This is a genomic window from Lentzea guizhouensis (assembly GCF_001701025.1).
Lineage (GTDB): Bacteria > Actinomycetota > Actinomycetes > Mycobacteriales > Pseudonocardiaceae > Lentzea > Lentzea guizhouensis.
Map to the genome: position 1 here is coordinate 4,540,849 of NZ_CP016793.1, position 14,206 is coordinate 4,555,054.

The window sequence follows — 14,206 nt, forward strand, 5'->3', positions numbered from 1 at the left end:
GGCGAGACTGTGAACGGCTAACGTCTTCCTGTGGCAGACGACCTGAGCACCACCATCGCCGAGGCGGCGCGGCTACTGGCAGAGGCCCGTGATGTGACGCTGCTGTCGCACATCAACCCCGACGCGGACACCCTCGGCAGTGCGCTGGCCGTGGGCCTGGCGTTGCACCGGCGTGGAGTGCGGGTGCGGGTGGCGTTCGGTGATCCCGAGGTCGTGCCGGAGTCGTTGCGCGCGTTGGACACCGCCGGACTGCTGGTGCACCGCGACGAGGTGCCGGCCGACCCCGAGCTGCTGGTCGTGCTGGACACGGCGAGCCTGCAGCGGTTGGGCCCCTTGGCAGACCGCGTGGCCGGCGCCCGCGGTCCCGTGATCGTGCTGGACCACCACGTGTCGAACACGCGCTACGGCACCGTCCACTGCATCGACGAGCACGCGGAGGCGACCGCGCTGGTCGCGTTGAAGCTCCTGGACGAGATGGACGTCGAGCTCGACGAACCGATCGCGCGCTGCATCTACGCCGGCCTGGTCACCGACACCGGCGGCTTCCGCAACGCGGGCCCAGCGGCACACCTGACGGCCGCGCGTCTGCTGCAGACCGGAGTGGACGCCTATCAGGTGACACGGCCGTTGATGGACGCGCATCCGTTCGCGTACCTCGGCATGCTGTCGCGCGTGCTCGGCCGCGCCGAGCTGGACGCGTCGGCGGCAGGCGGCCTCGGCCTGGTGCACGCGGTGGTGGGCCTGGACGACGCGGCGGGCGTGCGCAGCGAGGAGGTGGAGAGCGTGATCGACGTGGTGCGCTCCACCGCCGAGGCCGAGGTGGCCGCCGTGCTGAAGGAGCTCCGGCCGCGCCGCTGGTCGGTCTCGCTGCGCGCGGTGAGCCGGGTGGACGTGCGCGAGGTGGCCCAGTACCTCGGCGGCGGCGGCCACCGCCTCGCCGCCGGTTTCACGTTCGAGGGCGACTCCGCGGACGTCGTCGCCGCGCTGAAGGGCGCGCTGGAGCGGGTGGAGTCATGACGAGAACCGGAAGTCCCCGCCTGCTGCGGGAGATCAACGACCGCGCGGCCATCGAGACCCTGCTGCGCAGCGGCGCCATGACCCGCGCCGAACTCGAAGAGGTCATCGGCCTCTCCAAGCCCGCGACCGCCCAGCTCCTCGCCCGCCTCGAAGAGGACGGCATGGTCGTCCGCACGGGCCTGCGCGGCGGCGGCCGGGGCCCCCGAGCCCAGATGTGGGCGGTCAACGGCAGCGTCGGCCACGTGGCGGCCGTCGCCCTGACCCCCGACCTGATCGACGTGGTCATCGCCGACATCACCGGCGCCCTGCTGGCCGAACACAGCGTCCCGATGCCCGCCTCCGACACCCTCGACGCCTTCCGCTCGGCAGTCCAGAAAGCCGCCGCGCTGGCCGGCCTGCGCCTCGACGCCCTGTCCCACGTGGTCGTCGGCACCCCCGGCGCCGTCGACCCGGCGACCGGCTTCCTGGGTTTCGCACCGCACCTGCCCGGCCTGGTCGACGTCGACCTCCCGTCGACCTTCCGCACCCTCCTCGGCACCTCGGTGTCGATCGAGAACGACATCAACCTCGCCGCCCTGGAGGAGATGAGCTCCGGCAAGGCCGTCGGCGTCCGCAACTTCGTCCTGTTCTGGCCGGCCGACGAGATCGGCTCGGCCGTCGTCATCAACGGCACCCTCCTGCGCGGCGTCACCGGCGGCGCCGGCGAGGTCGACTCGATGCAGATCCCCGGCGGCCGTTACGGCGACCAGGTGGACAACGAGGCGATCATCGCGCTGGCCGCTTCGCACGGGATCGTCGCTTCCTCCGGCCTGGAAGCCGTCTCCGGTGCTCTCGCGGCCGGCGCTGACGGACGCGCGTTCTTGTCAGACCTCGCTCGTAGGATTGCTCTCGGGTTGGCGAACGTGGTGTGCGTGCTCGACCCGGAACTGGTGCTGCTGTCCGGCGGAGTCGCGCAGGCAGGCGGCGAGACGCTGTGTGAGCTCGTGTCGGTGGAGCTGCTGAAGCTGGTGGTGCCCCGGACACCGGTGCAACTAGCGCAGATCACGGCGAACCCTGTGCGGTCGGGCGCGCTGCACTCGGCGTTGGCGGTGGCGCGCGAGCAGGTGTTCGGGTTGCCGCAACGGGCGTAGGCCGGCTCCCGGCTCCTGCGGCGGGCTTGGCTTCGGCTCACTCGATCGGGTGGATGCGGGCTCGTGGATGTCCTGATCCCCCGACCCCCGCGTCTTGCTTGTCCGAGATGGTGAGTCGCCGACTCGTCCTGATCCGTCTGCTCGACCGCCACGCAGATGAGGAAGCGCGGGGGCGGGTTCGGGTCTGGATCGGCCGGCGGCGAGTGCTTTCCATCGCTAAGCAGATGGATCGGGCGGGCCGAACGCCTAGGTTCGGGGTGTGGAGGAACAGGTCGGGGTAGCGACGGTCGGCTCAGGACGTGAGGGCGAGCACGCGGGACGGGACGCAACGGCGCAGGACTGGCCAGGCCGGGTGCCGCGGACGCCGGACGGCTGTGCCGCCGGGGAGGCGGACCAGGGCCGGGGTGCCGTGGGTGCGCCGGTCGGCGCGGGAAGTGCGACCGGCGTCGGACGGGACGGTGCGAGCTCGAACCTCCACGCTGACCGGCGGTCCGGCTCGCACCCGAGCTCCGGTTCACAGCCGCACTCCGGCTCGCGCTCGGATTCGAACCCCCAGCCGGATGGCCGTTCGGGCTCGGACTCCCGCTCGGCTCCTGACCTCGCGGCCGCCGGTGCTGGCAACCCCGCGGGCAGTGCTGGCAACCCCGCAGGCGGTGTCGGCAACCCCGGCCGTTGGCAACCCGCAGGCGTGTGGCAACCCTGCGGGCGATCCCGGCAACCTCGCGGCTGCCGGTGCCGGCAACCCCGCGGGCAGTGCTGGCAACCCTGCGGGCGATGCCGGCGACGTGGCCGACGGGGTGCCTGCCCGCCGTGTGATCGGGCTCGCCGTGCCCGCGCTCGGGGTGCTGGCCGCCGAGCCGTTGTACGTCCTGGTCGACACCGCGGTCGTGGGGCACCTGGGCGCTCTGCCGCTGGCGGGGCTCGCGCTGGGCGGTGTGTTGCTGACGCAGGTGTCGACGCAGCTGACGTTCCTGTCGTACGGGACGACGGCGCGGACGGCGCGGTTGCACGGGGCCGGGCGGCGTGGGGAGGCCGTGGCCGAGGGGGTGCAGGCGACCTGGTTGGCGTTGGCCGCGGGTGTGTTGGTGGTGGTGCTGGGGCAGTTGTTCGCGCGGCCGTTGGCGGAGTTGCTCGCCGGGGGTGGGGCGGTGGCGGATGCGGCGGTCGACTGGGTGCGGATCGCGTTGTTCGGGGCGCCGTTCATCTTGGTGACCATGGCCGGCAACGGGTGGATGCGCGGGGTGCAGGACACGCGGCGGCCGTTGAAGTACATCTTGATCGGCAACGGGATCAGTGCCGTGCTGTGTCCGGCGCTGGTGTACGGGGCGGGGTGGGGGTTGGAGGGGTCGGCGGTCGCCAACGTTGTCGCGCAGGTGTTGTCGGCCGGGTTGTTCTTCAAAGCGCTCGTTGCGGAGCGGGTGCCGTTGAGGCCGCATTGGGCGGCTATGCGCGCGCAGCTCGGCATGGGGCGTGATCTGGTGTTGCGGAGTTTGGCGTTCCAGGCTTGTTTCATCAGCGCGGCGTCTGTGGCGGCGAGAACGTCTGTTGCGGCTTTGGGGGCGCATCAGGTCGTGTTGCAGTTGTGGACGTTCTTGGCGCTTGTGCTGGACTCGCTGGCGATTGCGGCGCAGTCGTTGGTGGGGGCGGCGTTGGGGGCGTCGAGGCGGCGGCAGGCTGAGCGGCTGGCTTGGCAGGTGACGCGGTACGGGTTGGTGTTCGGGGTTGGGCTCGGCTTGGTGTTCGCGGCGCTGGTGGTGGTCCTGCCCAGGGCGTTCACGTCGGACGCCGGGGTGCTTGCGGAGATTCCGAACGCGTGGTGGTTCTTCGTTGCGCTGCAACCGATCGCGGGTGTGGTGTTCGCGCTCGACGGGGTGTTGCTGGGCGCGGGGGACGTGAAGTTCATGCGGACGGCGACGCTCGGGTCGGCGGTGGTCGGGTTCTTGCCGCTCGTGTGGGCGTCGTACGCGTTCGAGTGGGGGCTGGCCGGGATCTGGACGGGGTTGTCTGCGTTCATGGTGCTGCGGTTGTTCGCGGTGGTGTGGCGGACCAGGTCGGGGGAGTGGGCCGTCGAGGGCGCCGTGCGGTGACGGCGCACACGGCTTGATCACCCGCACGGGCGCTGTGGCGGACTTCACGGCATGAAATCGTTGCCAAGAAGGTTGTTTAGGCGATGTAACTAATGTCTGCCCATCTCCGACCTGGGGAGTGTCGCCTTGCCGGTCGTCCGCCAAGATCGAGGTGGTCCTGCCACCCGTGCCGCGTGGCTGATCTGGACCACCGCCGTTCTCGTCTACTTCGCCGCCGTCTTCCACCGCACCACGCTCGGCGTGGCGGGGCTGGAGGCGAGTGAGCGGTTCGGGCTCGGGCCCGCGCAGCTCGGTGTGTTCACCGTGTTGCAGGTGGGGGTGTACGCCCTCATGCAGATTCCCACCGGTCTGCTCGTGGACCGCTACGGGCCGAGGAAGGTCCTCACCGCCGCCGCGCTGCTCATGGGCACGGGGCAGCTCCTCTTCGCGATAGCCGAGTCGTACCCCCTTGGGCTTGCTGCGCGCGCGGTGCTCGGCATGGGTGACGCGATGACGTTCATCAGCGTGATCCGGCTCGTCGCCACGCACTTCCCGCCGAAGCAGTACTCGTTGGTCGTCGCGGTCACGGCCGCGCTCGGGGGCGTGGGGAACCTCGTGGCGACGGTCCCCCTCACGCTGATGCTCGGCAGCATCGGCTGGACGTGGGCGTTCCTCATCGCCAGCGGAGCGACCGCTCTCTACTCGGTCATCGCGTTCCTCAAAGTCCGCGACGTGCCGCACGGAGGCACCGCGCCGAAGCCGGATGTCGTGCCGTTCAAGAAGATCTGGCCGAAGGTCCGGCAGGCGTGGAGCGTCCCCGGCACCCGGCTCGGGTTCTGGGCGCACTTCAGCACCATGTCGACGCCGGCCGTGCTCGGCCTGCTGTGGGGCTATCCGTACCTCGTGCAGGCGCAGGGCATGTCGCCGAAGGCGGCGTCGTCGACACTCGGCGTGCTGGTCATCGGCGCGATCGTGGCGAGTCCGGTCATCGGCGCGTTGTTCTCGCGCAACCCCGAGTGGCGCATGCCGATCGCGGTGTGGTTCCTGGCGTTCGCGTTCACGGGGTGGGGCGTGCTGTTGTTGTGGCCGGGCGGTCACGTGCCGTCGGTGGTCATCGGGATCGTGTTCGTCGTACTCACGATCGGTGGCCCCATCTCGGGCGTGGCGTTCGCGTTGGCGCGTGACTACAACCCGTCGCACCGGCAGTCCACGGCGAGCGGGCTCGTCAACGTCGGCGGCTTCCTCGCCGTCACGGTCGCGGCGCTCGGCGTGGGTGTCCTGCTCGACCTCTTCGAGAACGTCCTGACGCCGCAGAGCGCGTTCCGGGTGGCGTTCAGCTTCCTCGTCGCCGTGCTCGCCTTCGGTGCCTGGCGGATGCTGGTCTGGTGGCGGCGCGCGCGGGCCGCGGTGTTCGCCGCCGAGGAGCGCGGTGAGACGGTGCCTGTGCAGTTGCGGCGTCGGCGCTGGGACGCTCTGCGCGTCGCTTAGGATCTCCCGCCGTGAAACCTTCTGTTGCACCGGGCCTGGTCGTCGTCGACAAGCCGGACGGCATGACCTCGCACGACGTGGTGGCACGGGTGCGCAGGATCCTCGGCACCCGCAAGGTCGGGCACGCCGGCACGCTGGACCCGATGGCGACCGGCGTGCTCGTGCTCGGCATCGAGCGCGCGACCAAGCTGCTCGGCCACCTCGCGCTCGACAGCAAGGCCTACCTCGCCACGATCGTGCTCGGTGCGGCCACCACGACCGACGACGCCGAGGGCGAGGTGCTGTCCACGGTGGACGCGAGCCACGTCGAGGACACCGCCGTCGCGGCCGAGATCACCAAGCTCACCGGCCCGATCCAGCAGGTGCCGTCCGCGGTCAGCGCGGTCAAGATCGACGGCAAGCGCGCCTACGCACGGGTGCGCGCCGGCGAGCAGGTCGAGATCCCGGCCCGCCCGGTCACCGTGCACCGGTTCGACGTGCTGTTCAGCCGCCGCGAGGACGAGAAGGTGCTCCTCGACGTGATGGTCGAGTGCTCGTCCGGCACGTACGTCCGCGCGCTGGCCCGCGACCTCGGCGCCGCGCTGGGCGTCGGCGGCCACCTGGGTGCGTTGCGCCGCACCAGGGTCGGCCCGTTCGACCTGCGCGTCGCCCGCACCCTCCAGCAGCTCGAAGAAAGCCCCGGCCTGTCGCTCGACCTCGACGCCGCGGTCGCCACGGCGTTCCCGCGCCGCGAGATCGACCCGATGGAGGCCGCCGCGCTGTCCCACGGCCAACGGCTGCGCGCAGGCGGTTTCGACGGCACCTACGGCGTCTTCGGCCCGGACGGCCACGTCATCGCGCTCGCCAAGGACGAGGACGGCCAGGCCAAGCCCGTCGTGGTGCTCAGCCCGGCCGGCTGAGGCGCGGCTGCGGAGGTCGGTGCCCACCGCAGCACGCGGGCACACCATCAGGGGACAAGACCGGTGGCGACAAGCGTGAAAGCCGGGTCATCGGCGCGATCTTCACGAGGCTGATCGAGTTCACCGGGTCGAACAGGCTGGTGTTCTGCGGACAGGTACCAGGACGTCACCTGCGGCGGCCCTGGGCGTGGTCGTAGGCTGATCACCGTGCAACGCTGGCGCGGACTAGATCACCTCCCCGGCGGCTGGGGCCGCTGCGTCGTCACCATCGGTGTGTTCGACGGTGTCCACAAAGGGCACCAGGCGCTCATCGGCCGTGCCGTCGAGCTCGGGCGGGAGCGGGGTCTGCCGTCGGTGCTCATGACGTTCGACCCGCACCCGTCCGAGGTGGTGCGACCGGGGAGTCATCCGGCGCAGCTGACGACGTTGCGGCGGCGGGCGCAGTTGGTGGAGGAGCTCGGGGTCGACCACTTCGTGGTGGTGCCGTTCAGCCTCGAGACGAGCCGGATGCCGGCTGACGAGTTCGTGCACGAGGTGCTGGTCGAGAAGTTGCACGCGGCGGCTGTCGTAGTAGGTGAGAACTTCACCTTCGGGCACAAGGCGGCGGGTAACGTCACGATGCTGCGCCAGCTCGGGCAGCGGTTCGGCTTTGTGACCGAGGGGGCTGATCTGGTGTCCGCTGACGACGTGACCTATTCGTCGACGTACATCCGCGCGTGCATCGACGCCGGCGACGTGAAGGCGGCGGCCGAGGCGTTGGGGAAGCCGCACCGGCTGGAGGGCATCGTCGTCAAGGGCGACGGGCGGGGCAAGGACCTGGGGTTCCCGACGGCGAACCTGTCGACGCCCAAGTTCGCCGCGGTGCCGGCGGACGGGATCTACGCCTGCTGGTTCACCGACGCCAAGGGCAAGACGCTCAAGGCCGCGGTCAGCGTGGGGACGAACCCGACCTTCTCCGGGCGGGAGCGGCGGGTCGAGGCGTTCGTGCTGGACGTGGACGAGGACTACTACGGGCAGCGGGTGGCCGTGGACTTCGTGGAACGGCTCCGCGAGATGGAGAAGTACGACTCGGTCGAGGCGCTCCTGGAGCAGATGCACCGGGACGTAGACCGAACGAGGGAACTGCTGACCGACTCGTGACCGTCAGATCGAGCGAAGCACCCATGTGCGAGCGCTCGTGCTGGCAGGATGCGGGTCGGAGCAGGCTACGGGAGAGGCTGAGGTGGAGGACCACAAGATCGTTCAGAGGAACCTCGCCCTCCAGCGGGAGTGGTACGGGGAGCCCCTGGGGGACCGGGTGCGCCGGTTGGTCGTGGCCTTCAACGTGTCCCAGGCCCAGCTCGCGGACGTGCTGGGGATCAGCGCGCCGATGCTCAGCCAGGTCATGAGCGGCCGCCGGGCCAAGATCGGCAACCCGGCCGTGCTCGCACGGATGATCATGCTCGAACGCAAGGTGCTCACGCCCGACGTGGCGACCGGGGCGCCGGAGGCGTTGCAGCGCGCGCTCGACGACGTGCGCGAGTCGAAGCCGACCGTGTCGCGTGACTCGCTGCCGGTGAACGGGGACGAGAGCGTCGCGTACCCGGTGCTGCGCAGGGTCGCCGACCGCGTCGAGCTCCAGCAGGCCGCCGACCTGCTGCACGAGGAGTTCCCGGCGATCGCCGAGCTGTTCCGCCGCGCCATCAGGGCGGCCGGCCAGCGGTGAAGTTGTTCACCGCGCTGTTCCCGCCGCGACACGTGGTCGACGAGCTCGCCGCCGTGCTGGACCGTTCAGCGAACATCGAGTGGACCAAGCCGGACAAATGGCACGTCACGTTGTGCTTCCACGGCGACACCGCTGACGAGGGGCGCTTCAAAGCGCTCGAAGGGTTACCGGCACCCGAACTCCGGCTGAAGAACTTCGGTCACTTCCGCGGCACGGTCCTGTGGGCGGGAATCGACGGCGACTTAAATGGGTTGGCACGGGCGGCGGGTGCGGACGACAATTGGAAAGCGCACCTGACGGTGGCCTACGGGTACCGGGGCCAGCCGATGCCGGCTTTCGAGAGCAGCCCGTGGACGCCGGCCGAGGCGGTGCTCGTGAGCAGCGCCGACGGCGTGTACACACCCGTCGCACGGGTGGGGTTGCGCACGTCAGCGCGCCGCTGAACGCCGTGCCTGATAACCTCCGGAGTTGGGTCTGGCTGCGGTCCGTGGCGGCCAGTACCGGCTACCCCCGGCCAGCAATTCGGCGGGCGTGGGGCCGCACGGACCTGAACAAGTAGGAGAACCACCCAGTGGCACTGTCCACGGAACAGAAGAAGTCGATCCTCGGCGAGTACGGTCTGCACGACAGCGACACGGGCTCGACCGAGGCGCAGGTCGCTCTGCTGAGCAAGCGCATCGCCGACCTCACCGAGCACCTCAAGCAGCACAAGCACGACCACCACTCCCGCCGTGGTCTTCTGCTGATGGTCGGCCGTCGCCGCCGTCTGCTGAACTACCTGACCAAGGTGGACATCAACCGCTACCGCTCGCTGATCCAGCGACTCGGTCTGCGCAGGTGACACTTGCCGAGGGGGAGTGACCGGCCGGTCACTCCCCCTCGGCGCACAACCAGGTGTATACAGATCCCTGGTTGCGAAGAGGAACAAAAAACAGGACCCGCATCGCGCGAAGCAGTTATCGCGCCGGTCCTCGGTAGTGGTCGCCTGGCAATGACAACCAGGGGACTTCGATCGAAGACCGGCCTCGTCGAAAAGCGTGCTGCGGTGTCCAAAAGACGAGGAGAAACAAGTATATGACGGACATCGAGGTCCACGAGGCGTCTGCCGTTATCGACAACGGCAAGTTCGGCTCGCGCACGATCCGCTTCGAGACCGGGCGGCTCGCTCGCCAGGCCGCCGGCAGCGTTGTCGCGTACCTGGACGACGACACGATGCTGCTGAGCGCCACGACGGCGTCGAAGCACCCCAAGGAGCACTTCGACTTCTTCCCCCTCACGGTGGACGTCGAGGAGCGCATGTACGCCGCGGGCCGCATCCCCGGCTCGTTCTTCCGGCGTGAGGGCCGTCCGAGCACGGACGCCATCCTCACCTGCCGCCTGATCGACCGTCCGCTGCGCCCGTCCTTCGTGGACGGTCTGCGCAACGAGATCCAGGTCGTCATCACGGTCATGAGCCTCAACCCGGCCGACCTGTACGACGTCGTGGCGATCAACGCCGCGTCCGCGTCCACGCAGCTCGCCGGTCTGCCGTTCTCCGGCCCGATCGGTGGCGTCCGCGTGGCGCTCATCGAGGGCCAGTGGGTGGCGTTCCCGACGCACTCGCAGCTCGAGAAGGCCGTGTTCGACATGGTCGTCGCGGGTCGTGTGGTCGAGTCCGGCGACGTCGCGATCATGATGGTCGAGGCCGAGGCCACCGAGAACGTGATCGACCTGATCGGCGAGGGCGCCGTCGCCCCCACCGAGGAGGTCGTGGCCGCAGGGCTCGAGGCCGCGAAGCCGTTCATCAAGGTCCTCTGCGAGGCGCAGGCGCAGCTCGCGCAGGTCGCCGCCAAGGAGACCGGCGAGTACCCGACGTACCCGGCCTACCAGCCGGACGCGTTCGAGGCCGTCGAGGGCGCTGCCTCCGGTGAGCTCGCGCAGGCGCTGACCATCGCGGGCAAGGCCGAGCGCGAGGGCAAGCTCGACGAGATCAAGGCCGCCACGCTGGACAAGCTGGCCGAGCAGTTCGAGGGCCGCGAGAAGGAGATCGGCGCGGCGTTCCGCTCGCTCACCAAGAAGCTGGTCCGCCAGCGGATCCTGCGCGACCAGGTGCGCATCGACGGCCGCGGGGTCACCGACATCCGCGACCTGGGTGCCGAGGTCGCCGTGATCCCGAGGACGCACGGCTCGGCGCTGTTCGAGCGCGGCGAGACCCAGATCCTGGGTGTCACCACGCTGAACATGCTGCGCATGGAGCAGCAGATCGACTCGCTGTCGCCCGAGACGCACAAGCGCTACCTGCACCACTACAACTTCCCGCCCTACTCGACCGGTGAGACCGGCCGCGTGGGTTCGCCGAAGCGCCGCGAGATCGGCCACGGCGCACTGGCCGAGCGCGCGCTCATGCCCGTGCTGCCGAAGCGCGACGAGTTCCCCTACGCGATCCGCCAGGTGTCCGAGGCTCTCGGCTCCAACGGCTCGACGTCGATGGGCTCGGTCTGCGCGTCGACCCTGTCGCTGCTGAACGCGGGTGTCCCGCTGAAGGCGCCGGTCTCCGGCATCGCGATGGGTCTCGTCTCCGACGAGGTCGACGGTGAGACCCGCTACGTGGCGCTGACCGACATCCTCGGTGCCGAGGACGCGTTCGGCGACATGGACTTCAAGGTCGCGGGCACCAAGGAGTTCGTGACGGCGCTGCAGCTCGACACGAAGCTCGACGGCATCCCGTCCGAGGTGCTGGCGGCGGCGCTGGGCCAGGCCCGCGACGCGCGCTACACCATCCTGGAGGTCATGGCCGAGGCCATCTCCGACCCGGACGAGATGAGCGCCTTCGCTCCGCGCGTGACGTCGGTCAAGATCCCGACCGACAAGATCGGCGAGGTCATCGGCCCGAAGGGCAAGATGATCAACTCGATCACCGAGCAGACCGGTGCCGACATCTCCATCGAAGACGACGGCACGATCTACGTCGGTGCGGCGGACGGCCCGTCGGCCGAGGCCGCGATCGACATGATCAACGCGATCGCGAACCCGCAGCTGCCGAAGGTCGGCGAGCGCTTCCTGGGCACCGTGGTGAAGACCGCGGCGTTCGGCGCGTTCGTCTCGCTGCTGCCCGGCAAGGACGGTCTCGTCCACATCTCGAAGCTGGGCAACGGCAAGCGCATCGCGAAGGTGGAGGACGTCGTCAAGGTCGGCGACAAGCTCCGCGTCGAGATCGCCGACATCGACCAGCGCGGCAAGATCAGCCTGGTCGTCGTGAACGAGGACGCCGCCGAGGCGCCCGCGTCCGACGAGGCGCCCGCTGCCACCGAGGCCGTTGAGGCGGCTCCCGCGCAGTGAGCACGACTGACAACAACGTGACGGCCGCGGGTGCATCCACCCGCGGCCGTCCGCGTACTCACACGCCGGGGCACCTCCAGAAGCCGGGCAGCACGCGGGTGCTCGAGAGCTCCGCGGGGTCTGAGGTGCGGCGCAGCACGCTGCCGTCGGGCCTGCGGGTCATCACCGAGCGCATCCCCGGGGTGCGGTCCGCCTCGGTCGGGCTGTGGGTGCAGGTCGGGTCCCGCGACGAGCGGCCCGAGGTCGCCGGCGCCGCGCACTACCTCGAACACCTGCTGTTCAAGGGGACGTCGCGGCGGTCGGCGGCGGCGATCGCGGAGGAGATCGACGCGGTCGGTGGCGAGCTGAACGCGTTCACCGCCAAGGAGCACACCTGCTACTACGCCCACGTCCTGGACGAGGACCTGCCGCTGGCGGTCGACCTCGTGACGGACGTGGTGTTCGAGGCCCTGTGCGCGCCGCGGGACTTCGAGACCGAACGCGGTGTCGTGCTCGAAGAGATCGCGATGCGCGACGACGACCCCGAGGACCTGCTGCACGACGCGTTCATCGAGGCGTTGTTCGGCGGGCACGCGCTGGGCCGACCCGTGCTGGGCACCGAGAAGTCCATCCAGGACATGGAACGGGACAACCTGTACTCGTTCTACAAGAAGCGGTACACGTTGCCGCGCATGGTGTTCGCCGTCGCCGGCAACATCGAGCACGCGCAGGTGATGCGCCTGGTGCGCAAGGCTCTCGGCGACCGGCTGTCGCGGGAGGGCAGCGCGGTCGTGCCACGGGCGGGTCGCGCGCGCATCGCCGACGCCCGCAAGCTGGTGCTGCACACCGACGACACCGAGCAGGCGCACCTGATGCTCGGCATGCGCGGCCTCGACCGCCACGACGAGCGCAGGTTCGCGCTGAACGTGCTGAACGCGGCGGTCGGCGGCGGCATGAGCTCACGGCTGTTCCAGGAGGTCCGCGAACGGCGCGGCCTGGCCTACCAGGTCTACTCGTCGGTCGGCATGTACGCCGACACCGGCACGTTCGCCGTCTACGCGGGCTGCCAGCCCGACCGCCTGGGCGACGTAGCGGGCGTGATCCGCGAGGTGCTCGTGGACGTCGCTCGCGGCGGCCTGTCCGACGCCGAGGTGGCGCGCGGCAAGGGCCAGCTGCGCGGCGGCCTGGTGCTGGGCCTGGAGGACACGAGCTCACGCATGTCGCGGATCGGCAAGTCCGAGCTCAACTACGGCGACCACTTGAGCGTGGAAGCGACGCTCGCGCGGATCGACGCGGTCACCGCCGAGGAAGTGGCGCTGCTCGCACGTGATCTGCTGCGCCGACCGGTCGCCGCCGCGGTGGTCGGTCCCTACGATCATGCCGACGATCTGCCGGACCAGGTACACGAGGTGATTGCATGATTCGCGTCGGAGTTCTCGGCGCGCGGGGCCGCATGGGTTCCGAGGTGGTCCGCGCGGTCGAGGCGGCCAAGGACATGGAGGTCGTGGCGGCACTGGACGCCGACGACCCGCTGTCGGCGTTGGTGGACGCCGGGGCGCAGGTCGTCGTCGACTTCACCCACCCCGACGTGGTGATGGACAACCTGGCGTTCTGCGTCGGGCGGGGAATCCACTGCGTGGTGGGCACTTCCGGCTTCGACGCCGAGAAGCTGTCCACTGTGGAGGGTTTGCTGGCCGATCGTCCGGAGGTGGGTGTGCTGGTGGCGCCCAACTTCGGCATCGGTGCGGTGCTGTTGATGCGCTTCTCGGAGATCGCTGCGCGGTACTACGAGTCGGCGGAGATCATCGAGCTGCACCACCCGCGCAAGGCCGACGCGCCTTCGGGGACGGCGGCGCACACGGCCCGGTTGATCGCGGCGGCGCGTGCGGGGATGGATCCGATGCCAGATGCCACGACGGTCGAGGAGCCCGGTGCTCGGGGTGCGGTCGTGGACGGCGTGCGGGTTCATTCGTTGCGGATCTCCGGGATGATCGCGCATCAGGAAGTCGTGTTCGGTGGGGAGAGCGAGACGCTGACGTTGCGTCAGGACTCGTTGCACCGGACGTCGTTCATGCCCGGGGTGGTTCTGGGCGTGCGGGAGATCGTGTCCCGGCCTGGGCTCGCGGTCGGGCTCGACAAGTACCTCGACCTGTGAAAGCCCGGGTGACCGTCGGGCTGCTGATCGCGGCTTTGGCGGTGTACTTCGTGTTGCTGGCCGGGCGGGCGGTGGCGTTGCTGCGTACCGGGGATGTTGTCGCTGTTCTGCTCGGCGTCGGTGTGTTGATCCTGCCGTTGCTCGGGGTGTGGCTCGTGTACTCCAACCTGAGGTTCGGGTGGGAGACCGAGAAGATGGCCCGCGAGCTTGAGGCGGACGGGCTGTTGCCGGATGTTTCGCATCTGCCGCGCCGTCCTTCTGGGCGGGTGGACCGGGATGCTGCCGATGCCTGGTTCGAGGAGCGGCGGGGTGAGGTTGACGCTTCGCCGGAGGATTGGCGGGCCTGGTTCCGGTTGGCGTACGCGTACGACGTCGCGGGCGACCGAGGACGTGCTCGCGAGACGATGAAGAAGGCGATCCAGCTGCACTCCTAGCGCCTCCCGCGCAGG

Annotated in this window: 13 protein-coding genes; all 13 read left to right on the forward strand. The window is 69.9% G+C overall.

Annotated features, from left to right (window positions below):
- Positions 1-30: 30 nt before the first annotated feature.
- The 13 genes from BBK82_RS22565 (at position 31) to BBK82_RS22625 (ending at position 14,191) form a co-directional block, all read left to right on the forward strand.
- Positions 31-1,017, forward strand: a complete 987-nt coding sequence (locus BBK82_RS22565) for a DHH family phosphoesterase (RefSeq protein ID WP_065916777.1) — start codon at positions 31-33, stop codon at positions 1,015-1,017.
- Positions 1,014-2,147, forward strand: coding sequence for an ROK family transcriptional regulator (locus tag BBK82_RS22570; RefSeq protein WP_065916778.1), 1,134 nt, complete (start codon positions 1,014-1,016; stop codon positions 2,145-2,147). Before BBK82_RS22565 ends, BBK82_RS22570 begins: the two co-directional genes overlap by 4 nt.
- Before the next feature lie 785 nt (positions 2,148-2,932).
- Entirely contained in the window at positions 2,933-4,234 is a 1,302-nt protein-coding gene (locus BBK82_RS22575; RefSeq protein WP_065916779.1) for an MATE family efflux transporter, read from the forward strand.
- Between the two features lie 126 nt (positions 4,235-4,360).
- On the forward strand, positions 4,361-5,701 hold the full coding sequence (locus BBK82_RS22580) for an MFS transporter (protein ID WP_065916780.1): 1,341 nt from the start codon (positions 4,361-4,363) through the stop codon (positions 5,699-5,701).
- A gap of 62 nt (positions 5,702-5,763) precedes the next feature.
- Positions 5,764-6,600 carry a tRNA pseudouridine(55) synthase TruB gene (gene truB, locus BBK82_RS22585; protein WP_218920693.1) on the forward strand — a complete coding sequence of 279 codons (837 nt, stop codon included), beginning with the start codon at positions 5,764-5,766 and terminating at the stop codon, positions 6,598-6,600.
- A gap of 207 nt (positions 6,601-6,807) precedes the next feature.
- Complete coding sequence (locus tag BBK82_RS22590; RefSeq protein WP_065916782.1) at positions 6,808-7,740, forward strand: bifunctional riboflavin kinase/FAD synthetase; 933 nt, start codon at positions 6,808-6,810, stop codon at positions 7,738-7,740.
- Positions 7,741-7,822: 82 nt separating this feature from the next.
- Positions 7,823-8,305 carry a helix-turn-helix domain-containing protein gene (locus BBK82_RS22595; protein ID WP_065916783.1) on the forward strand — a complete coding sequence of 161 codons (483 nt, stop codon included), beginning with the start codon at positions 7,823-7,825 and terminating at the stop codon, positions 8,303-8,305.
- A complete protein-coding gene (locus tag BBK82_RS22600; RefSeq protein WP_065916784.1) occupies positions 8,302-8,748 on the forward strand; it encodes a 2'-5' RNA ligase family protein in 447 nt (148 codons plus the stop codon). The genes BBK82_RS22595 and BBK82_RS22600 overlap by 4 nt, the downstream gene beginning before the upstream one ends.
- A 128-nt stretch (positions 8,749-8,876) precedes the next feature.
- On the forward strand, positions 8,877-9,146 hold the full coding sequence (rpsO, locus tag BBK82_RS22605) for a 30S ribosomal protein S15 (protein ID WP_065916785.1): 270 nt from the start codon (positions 8,877-8,879) through the stop codon (positions 9,144-9,146).
- Positions 9,147-9,379: 233 nt separating this feature from the next.
- Positions 9,380-11,623: a polyribonucleotide nucleotidyltransferase gene (locus BBK82_RS22610; protein WP_065916786.1), complete on the forward strand. Its 2,244-nt coding sequence runs from the start codon at positions 9,380-9,382 to the stop codon at positions 11,621-11,623.
- Between the two features lie 17 nt (positions 11,624-11,640).
- Positions 11,641-13,023: a M16 family metallopeptidase gene (locus BBK82_RS22615; RefSeq protein WP_065921270.1), complete on the forward strand. Its 1,383-nt coding sequence runs from the start codon at positions 11,641-11,643 to the stop codon at positions 13,021-13,023.
- On the forward strand, positions 13,020-13,757 hold the full coding sequence (dapB, locus tag BBK82_RS22620; protein ID WP_065916787.1) for a 4-hydroxy-tetrahydrodipicolinate reductase: 738 nt from the start codon (positions 13,020-13,022) through the stop codon (positions 13,755-13,757). Before BBK82_RS22615 ends, dapB begins: the two co-directional genes overlap by 4 nt.
- A complete protein-coding gene (locus tag BBK82_RS22625; protein ID WP_065916788.1) occupies positions 13,754-14,191 on the forward strand; it encodes a hypothetical protein in 438 nt (145 codons plus the stop codon). Before dapB ends, BBK82_RS22625 begins: the two co-directional genes overlap by 4 nt.
- The last annotated feature ends 15 nt before the right edge of the window (positions 14,192-14,206 follow it).

Excerpts from the sequence above, each read along its gene's own strand:
- dapB (WP_065916787.1), top strand. The coding sequence starts at position 13,020 with ATGATTCGCGTCGGAGTTCTCGGCGCGCGGGGCCGCATGGGTTCCGAG.
- BBK82_RS22570 (WP_065916778.1), top strand. The coding sequence starts at position 1,014 with ATGACGAGAACCGGAAGTCCCCGCCTGCTGCGGGAGATCAACGACCGC.
- truB (WP_218920693.1), top strand. The coding sequence starts at position 5,764 with ATGACCTCGCACGACGTGGTGGCACGGGTGCGCAGGATCCTCGGCACC.
- BBK82_RS22610 (WP_065916786.1), top strand. The coding sequence starts at position 9,380 with ATGACGGACATCGAGGTCCACGAGGCGTCTGCCGTTATCGACAACGGC.